We start from the raw sequence: 20,424 nt of genomic DNA, 5'->3' as shown, positions 1-20,424 counted from the left end.
TCTATATGTCTGCTTCTGAATCAACAACTGCCAAAGCCATCGCCATCACCCAGGGTGACTGCGCAGGCATTGGCCCGGAAATCATTGCCAAGGCTTTTAAAGCAGCACCTCAGGCCATGCGCGGCTGTTTTGTGGTGGGCGAGTTGCAGACGCTGCGCCGCGCCACCGCACTGGCAGCCAGAGATGCCCAAGGTGAGCCAGGCTTGGCCCAGCCCGTGGCGGTGATTGATGCACCGGCCGATGTCTGGTCTATCCCCGAAGGCACTATCCCTTTGTTGAACCTGCCGGGGCTGGCCGGGCCGCAGCCTTACGGCCAGATCTCCGCAGAGGCAGGGCAGGCGGCAGCGCAATGCGTGGTCTGGGCTGCGCAAGCGGCGTTGCGGGGCGATATTGCAGCGCTGGTGACAGCGCCTTTGCACAAAGAGGCGCTGCATCTGGCCGGCGTGACTTTCCCTGGTCATACCGAGCTGCTGCAGGCTGAGGCGGCAGCCCATGCGAGCGTGGGTCTTGAGCAGATGCCCGTGCGCATGATGCTGGCCAATGATGAACTGCGCACCGTGCTGGTCAGCATCCATGTCTCACTGCGCGATGCCATCAATGCCGTGACCCAGCCTCAGGTTTTACAAACTCTGCGCATCACACATCAGGCGCTGAGCAAAAGTCTGGGCCGTGCTCCTCGCATTGCCGTGGCCGGGCTCAACCCGCACGCAGGCGAGGGCGGTATTTTTGGCCGTGAAGAAATCGAGATCATCGTCCCGGCCATTGAGCAGGCGCAGGCCGAAGGTATGGATGTGGCTGGCCCTTTTGCGCCCGATACCGTGTTCATGCGAGCCCGTAGCACTGCGGCCAAAACCGGTGAATTTGACGTTGTGTTGGCGATGTACCACGACCAAGGGTTGATCCCAGTCAAATATTTGGGTGTGGAAAAAGGGGTCAACGTGACTCTCGGATTGCCGCTGGTTCGTACCAGTCCAGATCATGGAACGGCTTTTGATATTGCCGGGCAGGGCGTGGCCGATGAAGCCAGTTTGCTCGAAGCCGTGCATATGGCGCGCAGTCTTGGCCGCTAGCAGCTCGCCGTTGTAGCTCAGCCGTTTTCCAGACCATCCCAAACATGAAAAAAGCCTGCCGAAGTCACTTCGGCAGGCTTTTTTCATGGGCGCTGGCGTCTATTGCTTTCGGTTCAGACTATCGCGGATTTCGCGCAGCAGTTGAATGTCTTCAGGAGTAGTTGGCGCTGCTTCTGGCGCAGCAGGTGCTTCGCGCTTGAGGCGGTTGACTTGCTTGATCATCATGAAAATGATGAAAGCCAGAATGAGGAAGTTGACGGCCACGGTGATGAAGTTGCCATAGGCAAAGACAGGGATTCCGGCTTTCTTGAGCGCATCCAGAGTGCGCGGAATTCCGTCCGGTATCGTGCCCAAGACGACAAACAGATTGGAAAAATCCAGCTTGCCAAAGACCAATCCCACCAGAGGCATGATGAGATCGCTGACAACGGAGTCCACAATCTTTCCGAATGCACCGCCGATGATCACACCCACGGCCAGATCCATCACGTTTCCCTTGATTGCGAATTCGCGGAATTCTTGCATCATGCCCATAAGCAGGTCCAGTCACTGAGAGTTTGAGATAGCGCAGTATTGCGTGACTTTGGCACTTGTCAACGTCGGACTGGGACTGGAATAACCATGATCCCGCCGCTAGAATTCTCAGTTGACCCCAAATCAAGCGATGTACTTCGAGGAAATCCATGAGTGACTCTCCAGTCGACTCCAGCAAGCGCACGTGGATCATCACGTCAGCCTGTGCTGGTGCCGTGGGCGGTGTGGCGACAGCCGTCCCTTTTGTGAGCTCCTTTCAGCCTTCTGAAAAAGCCAAAGCGGCAGGCGCTGCTGTCGAGGTTGATATTTCAGCCCTCAAGGAGGGTGAGAAGCTCACTGTTGAGTGGCGAGGCAAGCCAGTGTGGATCATCAAGCGCACACCCGAGCAGCTCAAGGAGTTGCCGACTCTGGACGCTGAGCTGGCGGATCCAAAATCTGCACGCCACCCAGATGAGTTCACCCCGCCTTATGCGATGAACGAAGCACGCTCCATCAAACCAGAGGTTCTGGTGGTGGTCGGTATCTGCACCCATCTGGGTTGCTCTCCGACCGATAAGTTTGTAGCCGGCCCTCAGCCATCGCTGCCAGCTGACTGGAAGGGCGGCTTCCTGTGCCCCTGCCATGGCTCGACTTTCGACATGGCCGGCCGGGTGTTCAAGAACAAGCCAGCACCTGACAACCTGCAAGTGCCGCCGCATATGTATCTGTCCGACACCAAGCTGCTGATTGGTGAAGACACCAAGGCTGCCTGAGGGAGACAAGAACAATGGCCCACGAATTCAAGCAAATTGACCCGAACTCCACCACTGGAGCGAAGGCTATGAACTGGATGGAGAACCGTTTTCCGACAGCGTTCGACGCCTACCGCGTCCACATGTCGGAGTACTACGCTCCTAAAAACTTCAACTTCTGGTACATCTTCGGCTCACTGGCGCTGCTGGTGCTGGTGATCCAGATCGTCACCGGGATCTTTCTGGTGATGCACTACAAGCCAGACGCTGATAAAGCGTTCGCTTCGGTCGAGTACATCATGCGAGATGTGCCCTGGGGTTGGCTGATTCGCTATATGCATTCGACAGGCGCCTCAGCGTTCTTTGTCGTTGTCTATCTGCACATGTTCCGCGGGCTTCTGTACGGTTCTTACCGTAAGCCGCGAGAGCTGGTCTGGATCTTTGGCTGTGCAATCTTCCTGGTGCTGATGGCTGAAGCCTTCATGGGCTACCTGCTGCCATGGGGCCAGATGTCGTACTGGGGCGCCCAAGTGATCGTGAACCTGTTCTCGGCCATTCCATTTGTTGGCCCTGATCTGGCTTTGCTGATCCGCGGTGACTATGTGGTGGGTGATGCGACGCTAAACCGCTTCTTCAGTTTCCACGTGATTGCCGTGCCTCTGGTGCTGCTGGGGCTGGTGGTTGCGCACTTGCTGGCGCTGCACGATGTGGGCTCCAACAACCCTGATGGCATTGAAATCAAGGGCCCCAACGCGCCCAAGGATGCCAAGGGTAATCCGCTGGATGGCATTCCTTTCCATCCCTACTACACCGTGCACGACATTTTTGGCGTGACTGTGTTCCTGTTCCTGTTCTCGGCCGTGGTGTTCTTTGCGCCTGAGTTCGGTGGTTACTTCCTGGAGTACAACAACTTCATTCCCGCCGACTCGCTCAAGACGCCTAACCACATTGCGCCTGTCTGGTACTTCACGCCCTTCTACTCGATGTTGCGTGCCATTACTGGCGAGATGATGTACGTTTTGATCGCTTGCGTGGTTCTGGGTGCTGGCTTCGGTGTGCTGAAGTCGCGTTTGCCAGGCTTTGCCAAGGGCGCTGTCACCGTGGTTGCGCTGGGCGCGATTGCGATGATGCTGTCCATTGATGCCAAGTTCTGGGGCGTCGTGGTCATGGGTGGTGCGGTCATCATCCTGTTTGCCTTGCCATGGCTCGATTGCAGCCCGGTCAAGTCGATCCGCTACCGTCCAAGCTGGCACAAGTATGTGTACGCAGTGTTCGTGGTGAACTTTGTGGTCCTGGCTTACCTGGGCGTTCAGCCTCCATCGCCCATTGGCGAGAAGGTGTCTCAGGTCGGAACACTGTTCTACTTTGGCTTCTTCCTGCTCATGCCCTGGTGGAGCCGCTTGGGTGAACCCAAGCCGGTGCCTGATCGCGTGACTTTCAAGCCACACTGAAGCGGGAGAGAACAAGAATGAAGAAACTGATTCTGACCCTGGTTGCGGCTCTGGGTATCGTGGGGGGCGCTCACGCCTCCGAGGGTGGCATTCACTGGGACAAGGCTCCGGTCAACACCACCGACATGGCGTCTTTGCAAAATGGCGCCAAGATCTTTGTTAACTACTGCCTGAGCTGTCACTCTGCCGCCTTCATGCGCTTTAACCGCCTGAAGGACATTGGCCTGACCGAGCAGGAAATCAAGGACAACCTTCTGTTTACGACCACCAAAGTGGGCGAAACCATGAAGGCTGCTATTGATCCCAAGGAAGCCAAGGAGTGGTTTGGTGCCAATCCACCCGATCTGACCGTGATTGCGCGCTCGCGTGCAGGCTCGGGTGGTTCAGGTGCAGATTACCTGTACACCTTCTTGCGTACTTTCTATAAAGATGACACCAAGGCCACAGGCTGGAATAATCTCGCCTTTCCAAGCGTAGGCATGCCGCATGCCTTGTGGGAGCTGCAAGGCGAGCGCCGCGCCATCTTTGAAGAGCATGACGACCATGGCACTAAGACCCAAGTCTTTAAGGGTTGGGAGCAGGTGTCCCCTGGCAAGATGAGCGCAGTGCAGTACGATCAGGCCGTTGGCGATCTGGTCAATTACCTGCAATGGATGGGAGAACCAGCCCAAAACACTCGTACCCGTATCGGCGTGGGTGTTCTGATTTTCCTGGGCCTCTTCATCTTTGTGGCCTGGCGCCTGAATGCCGCGTTCTGGAAAGACGTGAAGTAAGTTTTGCTGCCGTGCAGATACCATCTGCACCAAACCGTGTTAGTGCAGAGTGGGGTGCCGTGGGCAACCCACTCTTTTTGATTTTTAGGAGTCTCCACCATGATGGTGCTTTATTCGGGAACGACTTGCCCCTTCTCACACCGCTGCCGCTTTGTGCTGTTTGAAAAAGGCATGGATTTCGAGATCCGCGATGTGGACTTGTTCAGCAAGCCCGAAGAAATCGCCGTGATGAACCCCTATGGTCAAGTGCCAATTCTGGTCGAACGCGACCTGATTTTGTACGAGTCCAACATCATCAATGAGTACATTGACGAGCGCTTCCCACATCCCCAGCTGATGCCTGGTGACCCAGTGGACCGTGCCCGCGTGCGCCTGTTCCTGCTGAACTTTGAAAAAGAGCTTTTCGTTCACGTGAACACTCTGGAAGAGCGCAACGTCAAGGGTAATGAGAAGGCTCTGGAGAAGGCTCGCGCCCATATCCGTGACCGCCTGACTCAGATGGCCCCTATCTTCTTGAAGAACAAGTTCATCATGGGCGAGAACTTCTCAATGCTGGACGTGGCGATCGCTCCTCTGCTGTGGCGCCTGGATTACTACGGTATCGAGCTGTCCAAGAACGCTGCTCCTCTGCTCAAGTACGCCGAGCGCATCTTCTCGCGCCCCGCTTACATTGAAGCGCTGACACCTTCTGAAAAGGTCATGCGCAAGTAATTGCACATGAGCGCCGAGCGGGCATGCTGAAGGAAGCTCCTTCATCTGCCCGCTTTTTTGTCTTCGCAATCTTTTGGAATTGACTCGTCAGGAAACGATATGACAGCCCCTGAAACGACTTCAACCCGTCCGTATCTGCTGCGGGCCCTGTTCGAGTGGTGTAACGACAATGGACTCACACCGCACATTGCCGTGCGCGTGGATCGCACGACCCAGGTACCCATGGAGTTTGTGCGCGACGGACAAATCGTGCTCAACATCAGCTATGACGCCACCAGCGGCATGCTGATCGGCAACGAATACGTGGAATTCAAGGCTCGTTTCGGCGGCAAGCCCAGAGACATCATGGTTCCCGTGGCGAACGTGATGGCCATCTATGCACGCGAGACCGGCCAAGGCATGGCTTTCCAGCCCGAAGGTGATGAGCTGGAAGACGATGCGGATGCAGAAGTCACTAATGCTTCGGAACAAGATGCTGAGCAGATCACTGAGGCTGCTGAAGAGCACACAGCTGATGAACGTGTGGTGCAGCTGGTTCCCGTCAAGGTAGATGCCGATGGGGCGGACGGCGATAACACGCCTCGTACTCCTCCACCCGCAGGTGGTCGCCCCACGCTGACGCGTGTGAAGTAAAGAAATGTGTGAGATCCGGGATTTCTAGTTTTTGCAGCCAAATTCAAGATTTTTCGGGTTTCTTCTTTTAGGTCTGTTTTTCTACGTTAGAATTCAGTCTTCGCCGGTTTAGCTCAGTTGGTAGAGCACCCGCCTTGTAAGCGGTAGGTCGTCAGTTCGATTCCGACAACCGGCACCAAATAGATAAGCCCACATGTGTAAGCATGTGGGCTTTTTCTTTGCGTAAAACAATAGAAAAGGTCTCTATGGAGACCTTTTGCGTTTTCCTGCTTCTAAAACAGCCTTATTGGGTCTGTACTTTGATGCGGATAGTGCTCACGTCCCAGCCTTTGGTGCGCAGATGGGCTGCCATTGCTGGCAGCAGTTGGCGCACTTTAGCGGCAGCGGCATTGTTTTTCACGATCACACACCAGCTGTCACCATCAATAGGGCCGGCCTGCAAGCTCACGCGAAGCATAGGCGGGATCAGTGGGAGCACGGCCTTGAGCCGGTTGCTGGAGTCCTGCGTCAGCGCAGCCAAGCGCGCCAATGTGGGAGAGGACTCCATGGCATTTAGGGCGGTAACAGCGTGATGGCGGCGAACAATGGTCATGCGAAGGGCTGACGGTTGGGGTGGCAGTTGGAGCAACGAGTGGTTCCAAGCTTATCCCAGCCCCGAATGAATTCTGTGGGGCTGGCTATTCCCATGTTCCAGCGCAATCCCTTAGCAGACGCTAAAACAGCGAAAAACCAAGGCAGGCTTGCGCGGTTAGAATCATTTTTTGGTCCTGTTCCTGTATTTGGCGTGCCAAGAGGTTTTCAACACTTTTTGTGTGTGGCTCTTGACTGTCTCTGGGACGGCCCCATCTGAGACCAACAATCAAGGGATTCTGGACACATTGCTTGTTGCATTTGAAGCAAGAAGTAATGTGCCTACGTACGCATGGCCACCAATTTCCTCACCAAACTGTTCGGCAGCCGCAATGACCGGTTGCTCAAGCAATACCGTAAAACAGTCGCTCGCATCAACGCGATGGAGCCTGAGTACGAAAAGCTCAGCGATGAGGCATTGCGCGCCAAGACGCAGGAGTTCAAAGACCGCGTTGCCAAGGGCGAAGCGCTGGATGATTTGCTGCCAGAGGCATTTGCCGTGGTGCGCGAGGGCTCCAAGCGCGTCATGAAGATGCGTCACTTTGACGTGCAGATGCTGGGTGCCATGGCGCTGCATTACGGCAAGATTGCTGAAATGCGTACCGGTGAAGGCAAGACGCTGACCGCCACGCTGCCCGTGTACCTGAACGCTCTGGCGGGCGAAGGCGTGCACGTGGTGACCGTCAACGATTACCTGGCCAGCCGCGATGCCCGGACCATGGCGCGTCTGTATAACTTCCTGGGTCTGTCGGTTGGTATCAACCTGCCTAACCTGTCGCGTGAAGACAAGCAGCAGGCGTACAACTCCGACATTACCTACGGCACCAACAACGAGTACGGCTTCGACTATCTGCGCGACAACATGGTCTATGAGCCCAATGATCGTGTGCAGCGCGTGCTGAACTACGCCATCGTCGACGAGGTGGACTCCATCCTGATCGACGAAGCGCGTACGCCACTGATCATCTCCGGCCCTGCCGAAGATCACACGGCCATGTATGTGGCCATGAACAAGATTGTGCCCAATCTGGTGCGCCAGGAAGGTGAAGCCGACCCCCGCACGGGCGAAGGTGTGACCAAGCCCGGTGACTTCACCGTGGATGAGAAGTCGCATCAGGTTTACCTGACCGATCAGGGATACGAAGCGGCTGAGCGCTTGCTGAGCCATGCCGGCCTGATTTCCGAAGGTTCGTCGCTCTACGACCCCTCCAATATTTCTCTGGTGCACCACCTGTACGCAGCGCTGCGGGCCAACCAGCTGTACTTCCGTGATCAGCACTATGTGGTGCAGAACGATGAAATCGTGATCGTGGATGAGTTCACAGGTCGCCTGATGGCTGGCCGTCGCTGGAGCGATGGTCTGCATCAGGCCGTGGAAGCCAAGGAAGGTGTGGTCATTCAGGCCGAGAACCAGACCATGGCCTCGATCACCTTCCAGAACTACTTCCGTCTGTACAAGAAGCTGTCGGGCATGACCGGTACGGCCGATACCGAAGCCTACGAATTCCAGGAAATCTATGGTCTGGAGACCATGGTGATTCCACCCAATCGCCCCAGCAAACGTCAAGATCAGCTCGACCGCGTCTACAAGACCACCAAGGAAAAGTACGCTGCCGCAATCATGGATATCCGTGAGTGCTACGAGCGCGGCCAGCCCGTGCTGGTGGGTACCACGTCGATCGAGAACTCCGAAATCATCGACGAGCTGCTCACAAAGGAAGGTCTGCCGCACCAGGTGCTGAATGCCAAGCAGCATGACCGCGAAGCGGACATCATTGCCCAGGCTGGCAGCGAAGGCATGATCACCATCGCCACCAATATGGCGGGCCGCGGTACCGACATCGTGCTGGGTGGCAATATCGACAAGGAAGTCGCGGCCATTGAAAACGATGAGTCGCTGAGCGAGTCTGAGCGTCAGCGCAAGCTGGAAGAGCTGCGTGCCGACTGGCAAGTAGCCCACGACAAGGTTGTGGCTCTGGGCGGTCTGCGCATCATTGCCACCGAGCGCCATGAGTCGCGCCGTATCGACAACCAGTTGCGTGGTCGTTCGGGCCGCCAGGGTGACCCCGGTTCTTCGCGCTTCTATCTGAGCCTGGATGACCAACTGATGCGCATTTTCGCGGGTGACCGCGTCAAGGCCATCATGGATCGCCTGAAGATGCCCGAGGGTGAAGCGATTGAAGCGGGTATCGTGACTCGCTCTATCGAATCGGCTCAGCGCAAGGTGGAAGCCCGTAACTTCGACATGCGCAAGCAATTGCTGGAGTACGACGACGTTTCCAACGATCAGCGCAAGGTCATCTACCAGCAGCGCAACGACATTCTGGATTCGACCGACCTGAGCGGCATGCTGGCCGCCATGCGCGAAGACGTGATCACCGATCTGGTGCGTCACTACGTGCCTGCCGAGTCCATGGAAGAGCAGTGGGATATCCCCGGCCTCGAAAAGGTACTGGCCAGCGAGTGGCAGATTGAGCTGCCGCTGCAGCAAGAAGTCTCGGCCTCTGAATCCATCACTGACGAAGAGATTCTGGAAAAGGTCGTCAAGGCTGCACACGACATGTTCGAAGCCAAGGTGGCTGTGATCGGTCAGGAAAACTTCACGCAATTCCAGCGTGCTGTGCTGCTGCAGAGCTTTGACACCAACTGGCGTGACCACCTGGCGGCGCTGGACTATCTGCGCCAGGGCATTCACCTGCGCGGCTATGCCCAGAAGCAGCCCAAGCAGGAATACAAGCGCGAAGCGTTCGAGCTGTTCCGTCAGCTCATTGATCAGGTCAAGACCGAAGTCACGCGCGTGCTGATGACCGTGCAGGTGCGCTCACCCGAAGAGATGGACGAAGCCGCTGTAGCCATGAACGAGCGCGGTGCGCAAAGTCTGGGACACATGAGCTATGCCTCGCCTTCGGAAACCGAAGCCATGAGCATCGAGGACGATGTAACGCTGGCTGAACCTCTGGCCTTGCCAGAAGGCGTGCACGTGGGCCGCAACGACCCTTGCCCTTGCGGTAGCGGTCAGAAGTTCAAGCTCTGCCACGGCAAGCTGTCCTGATCACTCCTGAGGCGCTTTGCGCCTTCCCACTCTCTCGCTACGCGGGAGGGTGACGACAGCTTCGCTGCAGTGCGGCCCTTGCTTGGCGCCTCTGGCCTGGGCCTGTGGTTGATCAAGGGGGCAGGCGACACTCACAACACGGGCTCAGGCCCGTGTTTGTATTTGTGCCGTGGCTTTTTACATAGGCAATGCGAATAAAGCCCGGCGCGCCCTCGATTGTTCCGATAATGGAGCGCGTTTTTTCTCAATCACAAGGACTATTGCAATGCCCGTGAATCTCTCCGCCCCTGTTGCTGCTGATCTGCTGGCGATCAATGGCGTTCGCATCGGCATTACCGAAGCTGGTGTGCGCAAGGCCAATCGCAAGGACCTGACGGTGTTCTTGTTGGATGAAGGTGCATCGGTCGCTGGTGTGTTCACGCAGAACCGCTTTTGCGCGGCTCCCGTGCAGATTTGTCAGGAGCATCTGGCTGCGACTACCGCCGTCCGCGCCATGGTGATCAACACCGGTAATGCCAACGCGGGCACGGGCGCTGCAGGTCTGGCCAATGCGCGCGCTACCTGCGATGCGCTGGCTAAGGAGCTGAGCCTGAAGGCGGGCGAGATTCTGCCTTTTTCCACCGGCGTGATCATGGAGGAGCTGCCTGTGGACCGCATCGTCGCCGGTCTGCCCAAGGCCATCGCTGCCGCCAAGGCCGATAACTGGGGCACGGCTGCCGAAGGCATCATGACCACCGACACACTGCCCAAGGCCTTCAGCCGCAGTGTGAGCATTGGTGGCAAGACCATCTCCATCACCGGCATCAGCAAGGGCGCGGGCATGATTCGCCCCAACATGGCCACCATGCTGGGCTTTTTGGCGACAGATGCCGCCATTGTCCCTGAGTTGCTGCAGCCGCTGGTCAAGCAACTGGCCGATGGCTCCTTCAACCGCGTGACCATTGATGGCGATACCTCCACCAATGATTCGTTTGTGCTGATCGCCACGCATAAGGCTGGCAATGCGCAGATCATGTCGCTGACCAGCGCCGAAGGCGAACAGCTCAAGGCTGCGCTGCTGGAAGTCGCACAAAAACTGGCTCAAGCCATTGTGCGTGATGGGGAAGGTGCTACGAAATTCATTACGGTGAAGGTTGAAGGCGGTAAGAACGAAGAGGAATGTCGACTGGCTGCGTATTCCATTGCTCATTCGCCTTTGGTTAAGACCGCGTTCTTTGCTTCTGACCCTAATCTGGGCCGCATTCTGGCCGCAGTAGGTTATGCCGGCATTGCCGATCTGGATCAGACCAAAATTGATCTGCATCTGGACGATGTGCATGTGGTCGTCAACGGTGGCCGCAACCCTTCGTACAAGGAAGAAGATGGCCAGCGTGTGATGAAGCAGCAGGAAATCCTGGTGCGTGTGTCGCTGGGCCGTGGCGAGGCGGTGCAGACCGTGTGGACTTGCGATCTGAGTCACGAGTACGTGACTATCAACGCTGATTATCGGTCGTAAACACCCCCTGAGCGGCTGCGCCGCTTCCCCCTCTCTGCTTCGCGGAGGGGGACGATAGCCTCTCTGCGCGGCGGCGCTTGCTCGCTGTCCCTTGTGTGGGGCGTGCCAGTTTTAAGCGCTTTGGGTGCTGCAATTTGAGAAGCTGCTAGCGCCTGTGTTTATTAGGTTTCAGACACTTTTTTGGCTGAAACCAAATAATGCCAAGTGCTGGCAGCTATAAAAATAGAGATGGAGATTGAGCCGTGCAAGATGTAATGAACCCTTTGGAGCGCTTGGTTGAACGTGCCGAGCAGCTGATGCAGCGTATCGAGTCTGTGCTGCCCCAGCCCTTGCAAGCGCCAGCAAACTGGAACGACGCCATCGCCTGGCGCTACCGCAAGCGCGCCAATGGCTGCGGCGTGCTGGAGCCTGTGCGCCATGTGGGTGCCATGCAACTGTCCGATTTGCAGAATATTGACGTGCAAAAGGAGAAAATTGCACGCAATACGGAGCAGTTTGTCAGCGGCCGCACGGCCAATAACGTGCTGCTGACGGGCGCGCGCGGTACAGGCAAGTCCTCGCTGATTCGCGCCTGCCTGCACAGCTATGCGCCGCAAGGCTTGCGCCTGATTGAGGTGGACAAGGCTGATCTGACCGATCTGCCCGATATCGTCGACGTAGTGGCCAGCCGCCCCGAGAAGTTCATCATCTACTGTGATGACCTGAGCTTTGAAGAAGGGGAGCCCGGCTACAAGGCCATGAAGTCCATGCTGGATGGCTCGGTCTCCGCCGCTACGGCCAATGTGCTGGTCTATGCCACCAGCAACCGCCGCCACCTGTTGCCCGAGTACATGACGGACAACCTGGCGCAGCAAAAAAGCGAAAACGGCGAAATTCACCCCGGCGAGGTGGTGGAAGAGAAGATTTCTCTGTCTGAGCGCTTTGGCCTGTGGGTCAGCTTCTATCCCTTCAGCCAGGACGAATACCTGCGCGTAGTGGCGCAGTGGCTGTCGGCGCTGGGCATGGATGCGACGACGATTGAATCAGCCCGGCCCGAAGCACTGGTCTGGGCGCTAGAGCGCGGCTCGCGCAGCGGTCGTGTCGCTCATCAGTTTGCACGCGACTACGCGGGCCGCAATGAGCGCCCTGTGGTTGTGAATAAGCGCATCGCAGATGTCGATGGTCTGGCTGAAGAAGCAGATCTTGAGTAAAGAAAGAGTTTGAAGTGACTGCTGAAACACAGGTGCAACGCAAGCACACAGAAGTGGCTGTGGGCGTGCTGCTGCGCGAATCCGATGGCGCGTTGCTGATTACCAGTCGCCCTGCTGGCAAGCCGTATGCGGGCTACTGGGAGTTTCCGGGTGGCAAGCTGGAAGAGGGCGAGACCGTAGAGCAGGCCCTGCGCCGCGAGCTGATTGAGGAGCTAGGCGTGACCATTGGCACGGCCCATGCATGGAAGGTGACCGAGCATGATTACCCGCATGCGCTGGTGCGACTGCACTGGTGTAAGGTGATGCAGTGGTCAGGTGAGTTTGAGATGCGTGAAGGTCAGCAAATGGCATGGCAGAAATTGCCGCTGGATGTAGCGCCGGTCTTGCCCGGCTCTTACCCCGTGCTGCAATGGCTGAGCGAAGAGCGTGGCCTGTTGTTCGATCAGAGCTATTACGAGGCCAGTCAGCCCAAAGCTTGACGTAGGTTGCAGCAATAAAAAAGAGCGCTTTGCGCTCTTTTTTATAGGCTCAGGCTTCGGTGCGCGGGTCGCCAAACGGCGCATCTTCGGGAGGAGTCTGGGCGGGTACCCGGAACTCTTCATTGCCCCAGGCACCCAGATCGATGTTGCGGCAGCGCTCGCTACAGAAAGGCCGGAACTTGTTGGTCGGCATAAAAACGCTGGGGCCACCGCAGGTGGGGCATTTCACCATGGTGGGGGATTGGTTGTCAGTGCTCATGGTGCAGGTGTATCACAGCTGGAAAAAACGGGTGGGCTGACCCTGAAAGCAATTGAGCCGCAATCAGCGGCCCAACGAGTGTGAAAGCAGGCGAGGCTCAGGCGCAGAGCGTCAGCTCAAAAGAAGCATCGTCGTTGCTGGGCTGGGGCTTGCAGCCGCTGGCCAGCTTGAGCAGGCGCACGGACACCAGCAAGCGGTTGCCGCTGATCTCTGGCACCAGATTGAGGTGAGGGTCTATGCGCAGGCGCAGCAATTGAAAGCTGCGGCCTGCAGGCATGGCCTGCTGGAACACGCCTTGCTCGGCGGCTACGCGCTGGGGGATGCCGGTTTCGCGCAGCAACTGCAGTATCAGCTCCAGCGACTGGCCTAGCGGGGTCAGCTCGGAAGCCCAGTCTTCCAGGTCACGCTGGCGAAAGCGTGGGTCCAGGCTCAGCCAGGCGTGATAGGCCGGCAGGTCAAAACTGCAGGTGCCGCCTGGAATACCCACGCGGCTGCGTATGGACATCAGCCAGTCGTTTTCAGTCAGGGCCTGACCAGCCTTGCCGCTTTGCGCATTGATAGCGGTAAAGCAACTTTCGACCTGGCGCGCCACCTGATGCAGCATGTGCTGGGAAATATCGGGGTTGTCGCGCAGAACGTCGAGCAGGTTCTTCTGGCGCTCCAGATCCTTGAGGACATCGGCGCGCAGATCGCTGCGCGAGGCCACATCCATGATCTCGAAGATGGTGATCAGCACGAAGTGATGATCAACAGCATGCGCGCGGGTCAGCAACTCGCTCAGTCGGCGATACAACTGCTCAAGGCGCAGATAGGTTCTCAGACGCTCGTTAAAAGGATATTCGTACAGGATCACGTTTGCTGGGCTCCTAGGGGCGCACAGGAATCAGCGGTTAACGTGCACATGCGGCGATCACACGCACAGGCCAAGCCCCATGACGCGCATCATAGCCCGAACCATGCAGCGATTTGATCGGTATATGCGTTGAGAGAATTGATTGTGATGCCTTCGTCGTTGTAGAGCACCCAATCAGCGGCAGCCAGCCGTTGCATACGCGTGGCCTGAGCGGCAATGATGTTTTGCACAGCATCTTGCGTCAGGCCGCTACGGGCCATGACGCGCTCAACTTGAGTGCTTTCGCGGCAATCCACAACGAGCACGCCATCAAGCTTGCTGCGCCAGTGTCCGGACTCCACCAGCAAAGGAATGTCGTGAACAACGAGTTTGCTGCCCGCAGCAATGGCTGCTTCATGTTGCTGGTAGGTTTGCTCGGCAATCAGGGGGTGAAGAATGCCTTCGAGTTGCTGGCGAGCGTTGGGGTCTGCAAAAACCAGCTCGCGCATGCGTGCGCGGTTGAGGGCGCCTTGGGTATCAATCAGGTCTGCACCAAAGGAGTGCGCAATGCTGGGCAGAGCGGCACCGCCAATGGCTGTCAGGCTGCGTGAGATAAAGTCTGCATCAATTAGCGTGGCACCGCGCTCTTGCAAGCGCTGGGCGATCGTACTTTTACCGCTGCCAATACCGCCAGTCAGGCCCAGTCGGAAAGGAGAGGCAGAAGGTGCAGCATGCATGGATTTTACAGGCCCACAAAGCTCAAGATGGCCTGAGGACCCCAGATCAGACTCACAAAGCCGCCGCCTGCCAGGAAGGGACCAAACGGGACATAGCCGCCTTCACGTAGCTTGCTATTGATCTTGAGGGCGATGCCGATGACGGCGCCCACGACTGACGCCATGAGAATGATGGGTACCAGTGCCTGCCAGCCAAACCAGGCGCCTAATGCGGCAAAGAGCTTGAAGTCGCCGTAGCCCATGCCTTCTTTGCCTGTTGCCAGCTTGAAGGCCCAGAAGATCAGCCATAGCGACATATAGCCTGCGACAGCGCCCCAGAAGGAGTTGAGCAGTGGCACGGAAGTCCATTGCAGAGCAGATGCAAGCAGTCCACCCCAAAGCAGTGGCAGAGTGATGGAGTCAGGTAAAAAGGTGGTGTCCCAGTCAATCATTGCCAGAGCCAGCAGCGCAGCGCTGAACCCGCACCAGGCAAAGCCTGTCGGCGTGAGGCCATCGCGGGCGATGCAGAAGGCGAACAGTGCTGCGCAGATCAGTTCTATGGTCGGATAGCGCAGGCTGATGGTTTTTTTGCATTCAGCGCAGCGACCGCGCAGAAAGAGGTAACTGAGGACAGGGATATTTTCGTACCACGTAATCTGATGCCCGCAATGGGGGCATCGCGATCGCGGCTTGCTGAGTGTGATGGGGCTCTGAGCAGGTGCAAGCTCAATCTTGGCGCCTTTTTCTTTTTGCTCCTCAGCCCATTGCACGCATTCGCCATGCCACTCCTGCTCCATCATGCGCGGAATGCGGTGAATCACGACGTTCAAAAAACTGCCAATCAGCAGGCCCAGTATGCCGCCTGCTGCAGCATTCAATGCAATTTCGGAAATCATCAGACCACTTGACCCAACTTGAAGATAGGCAGATACATAGACACCACAATGCCGCCAATCAGTGTGCCCAGGAAGACGATGATGATGGGTTCCATCAGGCTGGAGAGGCCTGCGACCATTTCGTCGACTTCACTTTCGTAGAAGTCAGCAGCTTTGCCCAGCATGTGGTCGATGGAGCCAGATTCTTCACCGATGGCGCACATCTGAATCACCATGGAGGGGAAGATGTTGGCATTGGCCATGGCTGATGTCAGGCTCGTGCCGGTGGATACTTCCTGCTGAATTTTGTCCGTGGCTTGCTGGTAGAGGTAATTGCCCGATGCGCCGCCTACGGAGTCCAGAGCCTCGACCAGAGGAACGCCAGCCGCAAACATGGTGGAGAGTGTACGAGTCCAGCGGGCCACACAGGATTTTTCGATCAAAACCCCGAAGATGGGCATTTTGAGCATGGCTCTATCCATGAACTGCTGTACCCGTTCATTACGCTGCCAAGCTTGCATAAAGAAGTAACCACCGCCGCCGATCACGCCAAAAATCAGCCACCAGTACTGAACAAAGTACTCACTGATGCCCATCACAATCAGCGTTGGTGCAGGAAGATCGGCTCCGAACGAGGTAAAGACTTCCTTGAAGGCTGGGATCACGAAAATCATGATGACCGCTACCACGACAAACGCCACGATCACGACTGAGGTGGGGTACATCAGCGCGGATTTGATTTTGGACTTGATGGCCTCGGTCTTTTCCATATAGGTGGCAAGCCGGTCCAGCAGCGCCTCTAAAATACCGGCGGCCTCGCCGGCTTCAACCAGGTTGCAGTAGAGGCTGTCGAAGTACAGAGGGAACTTGCGAAAGGCCGTACTCAGTGAGGTGCCAGTCTCTACATCCAGGCGGATGTCGTTGAGCAGCTTGGTGACGTTGGGGTTGGTATTGCCACGGCCCACAATGTCAAAAGACTGCAGCAGCGGGACGCCAGCCTTCATCATGGTCGCCAGCTGGCGGGTAAACAGGGCAATATCCTTCGGCTTGATCTTTTTACCGCCACGCGTTCGGCGCTTTTTGATCTTGGAGGGTGTCACGCCTTGGCGGCGGAGCATGGCCTGAATCTGGTTTTCTCCGCCGGCACGTGTTTCGCCACGGACGATTTTCCCGTTACGGTCTTTGCCCTCCCATTCAAAGAGAAACTCCTTGATTCCCTTGGACGCTGCGGTTGCCATGGCGTTCCCTCGCTGGTATTGGTTTTACTCGTTGGTCACAGCCAGCACTTCTTCGAGTGAGGTCTGTCCTAATTTAACTTTATGCAGGCCAGAGGCACGCAGTGAGCGGACGCCTTCCGCCTTGGATTGGGCTGCGATTTCCAATGCACTGCCATCACGCAAGATGATGCGCTGCATCTCTTCGCTGATGGGCATGACCTGATAGATGCCAACGCGACCTTTGTAGCCGTTATTGCAGGCGGGGCAGCCGACGGGCTTGTAGCTGGTCCAGCTGCCGTCCAGTTCATCTTCGTTGTAGCCGGCTTCAAGCAAAGCCTCATGCGGAATATCTGCAGGCTCTTTGCATTGAGGGCACAGGCGGCGCGCAAGTCGCTGCGCGGTAATCAGAATCACGCTGGAGGCAATATTGAAGGGCGCAATCCCCATATTGCGCATGCGCGTCAGCGTGGTCGGTGCATCATTCGTATGCAGCGTAGATAGCACCAAGTGCCCGGTTTGCGCGGCCTTGATGGATATGTCCGCTGTTTCCAGGTCGCGGATTTCGCCCACCATAATGATGTCCGGATCCTGGCGCAGAAAGGACTTCAGAGCTGCCGCAAAGGTCAGGCCCGCCTTCTCGTTCACATTGACCTGATTGACGCCAGGCATGTTGATTTCGGAGGGATCTTCAGCTGTGGCAATGTTGACGCCTGGCTGGTTGAGCAGGTTCAGGCAGGTGTAGAGTGAAACCGTTTTTCCCGAACCCGTAGGGCCGGTTACCAGAATCATTCCATAAGGGCGCTTGATGGCCTTGAGGAGGCGCTCTTTTTCTTCGGGCTCGTAGCCCAGTGCCTCGATGCCCATCTTGGCGGAGCTCGGGTCCAGAATACGGATCACGATCTTCTCGCCAAACAAAGTGGGGAGTGTGCTCACGCGAAAGTCGATAACTCGGTCAGGCCCGACTTTGAGCTTCATGCGGCCATCTTGCGGGATGCGCTTTTCCGAAATATCCAGTCGTGAGATCACCTTGATGCGTGAGGCCAGCTTGTCCTTGATCGCGATAGGAGGGGATGCGATCTCGCGCAATTCGCCATCCACGCGAAATCGCACACGGTAGTTGTGCTCGTAGGGCTCAAAGTGCAAGTCCGAGGCGCGCATGTTGAAGGCGTCCAGCAGCATCTTGTGCAGGAACTTGACGACGGGCGCATCTTCAACGTCTGCGCCAATGTTGTCTTTTTCTTCAGGGGTGTCTTCGATTTTGACGTCATCAAAGTCGAAATCACCCGAGTTGGAGTAGCTGTCCAGAGATTCGCTGACGCTTTTGCCTGTCTGGTCGATCAGTTTTTGAAGCTTGTCTGCTTCGACGACAACCCAGTCAACCAGTAGCTGAGTCGTGAACTTGATCTGCTCAGCGGCCTCTTGCTGTGTTGGGTCTGCTGTCGCGACAGTGATCCGGTTTCCGCGCTTGGTCAGCGCCAGTACGCGGTAGGTGGTGCTGATCTTTGGGTCCAGCAGTTCGCGAGGGAGCTGCTGCGAATCAATGGCATTCAGGTCCAGCAACGGTGTGCTGAACATGGTGGAGATGGTTTCCGCGATTTCCAGTGCACTGATTTCGCCGGACTGGCTGAGTTCAGTGATGAAAGGTGTGCGGCTTGTCGCGGCCTTCTTGACTGCTGCCTCGGCTGCTTGCTGGGAAACTTTGCCTGCTGAAATCAGAGCTCTGCCCAGGCCGGGGATGGCAAAGGGGGCAGCAGAGGGTTTTTGCAGGTTATCGGCAGCAGCCATGTATCCGGTTCTGAGAGGGTAAGGGGAAGACTTATCCTACCATTCTTGTGGTTGCTCAAGGTATGAGGCGAAGGCACATGCAAGCGACAAAGCAACGCATATGAATGTGGCTCAAGAAAACGTGATAAAGCCGTGGTTGATTGAGATCAAGAGGTCCGTCTTGAATCCCTTGTTGCGAATAACGCACTTGTCAGCGAAATGGACACTCTAAGCGTGCTGCTCAGCTGCTGAGTCAGGTTCGGCGTTCCAGCAGCTGAGAGGCCAGCTCAAGCAAGCTGGCAGTGTGCGCATTGCTTGGTAGTGCGGCTAGGGCATCGATGGCGCGCAGGGCTTCGCTGTGAGCGGCAGCTCTGGCAATGTCCAGCGCACCTGTGTTACGCACGATTTCAACAACAGTATCCAGTTGGTCGGTTGAGCCTTGTTCAATGGCATTGCGAACAATGGCTGCCTGCTCAGGTGTGCCGCGTTGCATGGCTGCAATCAGTGGCAGGGTGCATTTGCCTTCGCGCAAGTCATCGCCCAAGTTTTTGCCCATCTCCTGCGTGTTGCCTGTGTAGTCCAGTACATCGTCAATGATCTGGAAGGCGGTGCCCAGGGCCTGACCGTAGGCGGCGCAGGCTTGTTCAACTTCGGCAGGTGCATCCGCCAGAACAGCGGCCAATTGGGCGCTGGCTTCAAAGAGCTGTGCAGTCTTGGAGCGAATGACGTGCAGATAGCCTGCCTCATCCAGAGATGCATCATGGGTGTTGATGAGCTGCTGAACTTCACCTTCAGCAATCACATTGGTGGCGTCCGACAGGATTTGCAGCACGCGCATGCTGCCCACTTCCACCATCATTTGGAAGGAGCGTGTGTGCAGGAAGTCACCCACCAGGACACTGGCAGGGTTGCCAAAGGTTTCGTTGGCCGTCGCACGGCCGCGGCGCAGCGTGGACTCATCCACCACATCGTCATGCAGCAAGGTGGCGGTATGGATCAGCTCCACCACCGCTGCCAGGGTGTACTTGTTCTTGCCTTGGTAACCAAGAGCGCCACTGATCAAGAGCAGCAGCGCAGGGCGCAAACGTTTGCCGCCCGCCGCTATGATGTACTGGGAGATCTGTGCAATCAGAGGAACGCTGGTTGTCAATCGCTGCGCAATGACAATATCCACTTCACGCATGTCATCTGCGATCAGGGCAAGCGGATTGGATGTGGAAATTTCTGTAGTCAAGGTGATTGAACCGCCAAGTGGATCAATGATTATAGAAATAGAGTGTTGCTCTTTTTTCATTGATGGCTTGCGCGGGGCTTGCTTGCGGTCTCTGTGGGGTTGATCTAAGCGTGATTTTTAAGTGCGTGTTAGAATCGTCGGCTCTGTGGAAATTCGTCTGCAGAACTCTCAAAGTAAAGAGGTTTACATGTACGCGGTCATAAAAACCGGCGGCAAGCAATATCGTGTTGCTGCTGGCGAAAAAATTAAAGTAGAACAGATTGCTGCGGACGTAGGCCAGGAAATTGTGATCGATCAAGTTTTGGCAGTCGGCAACGGCTCCGAAATCAAGATCGGCGCTCCCCTGGTGTCCGGCGCAACTGTGAAGGCAACTGTTGTTGCTCACGGTAAGCACGACAAAGTGCACATCTTCAAGATGCGTCGTCGTAAGCACTATCAAAAACGTCAAGGCCACCGTCAACAGTTCACCGAACTGCAAATCGTGGCAATTGCTGCTTAAATAGGAGCTGAGTCATGGCACAGAAAAAAGGCGGCGGCTCTACGCGCAATGGACGTGATTCCAAGCCAAAAATGCTGGGTGTGAAGGCCTTTGGTGGCGAGCTGGTGACAGCTGGTTCCATCATCGTGCGTCAGCGCGGCACCAAATTCCACCCCGGTGAGAACGTGGGCGTGGGCAAGGATCACACCCTGTTTGCACTCGTTGACGGCCACGTGTCGTTCGCAGTGAAGGGCGCTCTGTCCAAGCAAACAGTCAACATCTCGGCTGCATAAGTCGTAT

At 56.6% G+C, this 20,424-nt stretch carries 21 protein-coding genes and 1 tRNA gene; 13 read left to right on the top strand and 9 right to left on the bottom strand.

Annotation, left to right across the window (positions count from 1 at the left end):
* The first annotated feature begins 5 nt into the window (after positions 1-5).
* Positions 6-1,070, top strand: a complete 1,065-nt coding sequence (pdxA, locus tag HF327_RS16020) for a 4-hydroxythreonine-4-phosphate dehydrogenase PdxA (RefSeq protein ID WP_198461208.1) — start codon at positions 6-8, stop codon at positions 1,068-1,070.
* Positions 1,071-1,169: 99 nt separating this feature from the next.
* Here pdxA and mscL read toward each other — a convergent pair whose 3' ends face one another.
* Positions 1,170-1,604, bottom strand: a complete 435-nt coding sequence (gene mscL / locus HF327_RS16015) for a large conductance mechanosensitive channel protein MscL (RefSeq protein ID WP_198461206.1) — start codon at positions 1,602-1,604, stop codon at positions 1,170-1,172.
* Positions 1,605-1,753: 149 nt separating this feature from the next.
* Here mscL and petA point away from each other — a divergent pair, with 149 nt between their 5' ends.
* From petA to HF327_RS15985, 6 genes are all read left to right on the top strand, one after another.
* Positions 1,754-2,356: a ubiquinol-cytochrome c reductase iron-sulfur subunit gene (petA, locus tag HF327_RS16010; protein WP_198461204.1), complete on the top strand. Its 603-nt coding sequence runs from the start codon at positions 1,754-1,756 to the stop codon at positions 2,354-2,356.
* A 14-nt stretch (positions 2,357-2,370) separates the two neighbouring features.
* Positions 2,371-3,786 (top strand): cytochrome b, encoded by a 1,416-nt coding sequence (locus tag HF327_RS16005; RefSeq protein ID WP_198461203.1) that lies wholly within the window; start codon positions 2,371-2,373, stop codon positions 3,784-3,786.
* Positions 3,787-3,803: 17 nt separating this feature from the next.
* Positions 3,804-4,559 carry a cytochrome c1 gene (locus HF327_RS16000; RefSeq protein ID WP_198461201.1) on the top strand — a complete coding sequence of 252 codons (756 nt, stop codon included), beginning with the start codon at positions 3,804-3,806 and terminating at the stop codon, positions 4,557-4,559.
* A gap of 99 nt (positions 4,560-4,658) precedes the next feature.
* Positions 4,659-5,270, top strand: coding sequence for a glutathione S-transferase N-terminal domain-containing protein (locus tag HF327_RS15995; RefSeq protein WP_099738629.1), 612 nt, complete (start codon positions 4,659-4,661; stop codon positions 5,268-5,270).
* Positions 5,271-5,369: 99 nt separating this feature from the next.
* Positions 5,370-5,903 carry a ClpXP protease specificity-enhancing factor gene (locus HF327_RS15990; RefSeq protein ID WP_198461200.1) on the top strand — a complete coding sequence of 178 codons (534 nt, stop codon included), beginning with the start codon at positions 5,370-5,372 and terminating at the stop codon, positions 5,901-5,903.
* 102 nt (positions 5,904-6,005) lie between these two features.
* Positions 6,006-6,081, top strand: a tRNA-Thr gene (locus HF327_RS15985).
* A gap of 105 nt (positions 6,082-6,186) precedes the next feature.
* Here HF327_RS15985 and HF327_RS15980 read toward each other — a convergent pair.
* A complete protein-coding gene (locus tag HF327_RS15980) occupies positions 6,187-6,495 on the bottom strand; it encodes a hypothetical protein (protein ID WP_198461199.1) in 309 nt (102 codons plus the stop codon).
* Positions 6,496-6,825: 330 nt separating this feature from the next.
* Between HF327_RS15980 and secA the strand changes: the two genes are divergently transcribed.
* The 4 genes from secA (at position 6,826) to HF327_RS15960 (ending at position 12,749) form a co-directional block, all read left to right on the top strand.
* Positions 6,826-9,585, top strand: coding sequence for a preprotein translocase subunit SecA (gene secA, locus HF327_RS15975; RefSeq protein WP_198461198.1), 2,760 nt, complete (start codon positions 6,826-6,828; stop codon positions 9,583-9,585).
* Positions 9,586-9,850: 265 nt separating this feature from the next.
* Complete coding sequence (argJ, locus tag HF327_RS15970; protein WP_198461195.1) at positions 9,851-11,080, top strand: bifunctional glutamate N-acetyltransferase/amino-acid acetyltransferase ArgJ; 1,230 nt, start codon at positions 9,851-9,853, stop codon at positions 11,078-11,080.
* Between the two features lie 254 nt (positions 11,081-11,334).
* A complete protein-coding gene (locus HF327_RS15965; RefSeq protein WP_198461241.1) occupies positions 11,335-12,270 on the top strand; it encodes an ATP-binding protein in 936 nt (311 codons plus the stop codon).
* A gap of 14 nt (positions 12,271-12,284) precedes the next feature.
* Positions 12,285-12,749, top strand: coding sequence for an NUDIX domain-containing protein (locus HF327_RS15960; RefSeq protein ID WP_198461193.1), 465 nt, complete (start codon positions 12,285-12,287; stop codon positions 12,747-12,749).
* Between the two features lie 49 nt (positions 12,750-12,798).
* Here HF327_RS15960 and HF327_RS15955 read toward each other — a convergent pair whose 3' ends face one another.
* The 7 genes from HF327_RS15955 to HF327_RS15925 form a co-directional block, all read right to left on the bottom strand.
* Entirely contained in the window at positions 12,799-13,008 is a 210-nt protein-coding gene (locus HF327_RS15955; RefSeq protein WP_099738616.1) for a DNA gyrase inhibitor YacG, read from the bottom strand.
* A 97-nt stretch (positions 13,009-13,105) separates the two neighbouring features.
* Positions 13,106-13,861: a cell division protein ZapD gene (gene zapD, locus HF327_RS15950; RefSeq protein ID WP_198461191.1), complete on the bottom strand. Its 756-nt coding sequence runs from the start codon at positions 13,859-13,861 to the stop codon at positions 13,106-13,108.
* 89 nt (positions 13,862-13,950) lie between these two features.
* On the bottom strand, positions 13,951-14,577 hold the full coding sequence (coaE, locus tag HF327_RS15945; protein WP_198461189.1) for a dephospho-CoA kinase: 627 nt from the start codon (positions 14,575-14,577) through the stop codon (positions 13,951-13,953).
* A 5-nt stretch (positions 14,578-14,582) separates the two neighbouring features.
* Positions 14,583-15,452, bottom strand: coding sequence for a prepilin peptidase (locus tag HF327_RS15940; protein WP_198461187.1), 870 nt, complete (start codon positions 15,450-15,452; stop codon positions 14,583-14,585).
* Complete coding sequence (locus HF327_RS15935; RefSeq protein WP_198461185.1) at positions 15,452-16,669, bottom strand: type II secretion system F family protein; 1,218 nt, start codon at positions 16,667-16,669, stop codon at positions 15,452-15,454. The genes HF327_RS15940 and HF327_RS15935 overlap by 1 nt, the downstream gene beginning before the upstream one ends.
* A 24-nt stretch (positions 16,670-16,693) precedes the next feature.
* Positions 16,694-18,433 carry a type IV-A pilus assembly ATPase PilB gene (gene pilB, locus HF327_RS15930; RefSeq protein ID WP_198461183.1) on the bottom strand — a complete coding sequence of 580 codons (1,740 nt, stop codon included), beginning with the start codon at positions 18,431-18,433 and terminating at the stop codon, positions 16,694-16,696.
* Between the two features lie 232 nt (positions 18,434-18,665).
* Positions 18,666-19,595 carry a polyprenyl synthetase family protein gene (locus HF327_RS15925; protein WP_198461182.1) on the bottom strand — a complete coding sequence of 310 codons (930 nt, stop codon included), beginning with the start codon at positions 19,593-19,595 and terminating at the stop codon, positions 18,666-18,668.
* A gap of 238 nt (positions 19,596-19,833) precedes the next feature.
* Between HF327_RS15925 and rplU the strand changes: the two genes are divergently transcribed.
* Together rplU and rpmA are read left to right on the top strand one after the other, a co-directional pair.
* Complete coding sequence (rplU, locus tag HF327_RS15920) at positions 19,834-20,145, top strand: 50S ribosomal protein L21 (protein ID WP_099738605.1); 312 nt, start codon at positions 19,834-19,836, stop codon at positions 20,143-20,145.
* A 14-nt stretch (positions 20,146-20,159) separates the two neighbouring features.
* The gene (gene rpmA / locus HF327_RS15915) at positions 20,160-20,417 is read left to right on the top strand and encodes a 50S ribosomal protein L27 (protein ID WP_099738603.1); all 258 of its coding nucleotides are present in this window, start codon (positions 20,160-20,162) and stop codon (positions 20,415-20,417) included.
* The last annotated feature ends 7 nt before the right edge of the window (positions 20,418-20,424 follow it).

Source organism: Comamonas suwonensis, from assembly GCF_012844455.2.
Lineage (GTDB): Bacteria > Pseudomonadota > Gammaproteobacteria > Burkholderiales > Burkholderiaceae_C > Comamonas > Comamonas suwonensis.
Note: the sequence above shows the minus strand (reverse complement) of the source record. Positions and strands in the feature narration are given on the sequence as shown.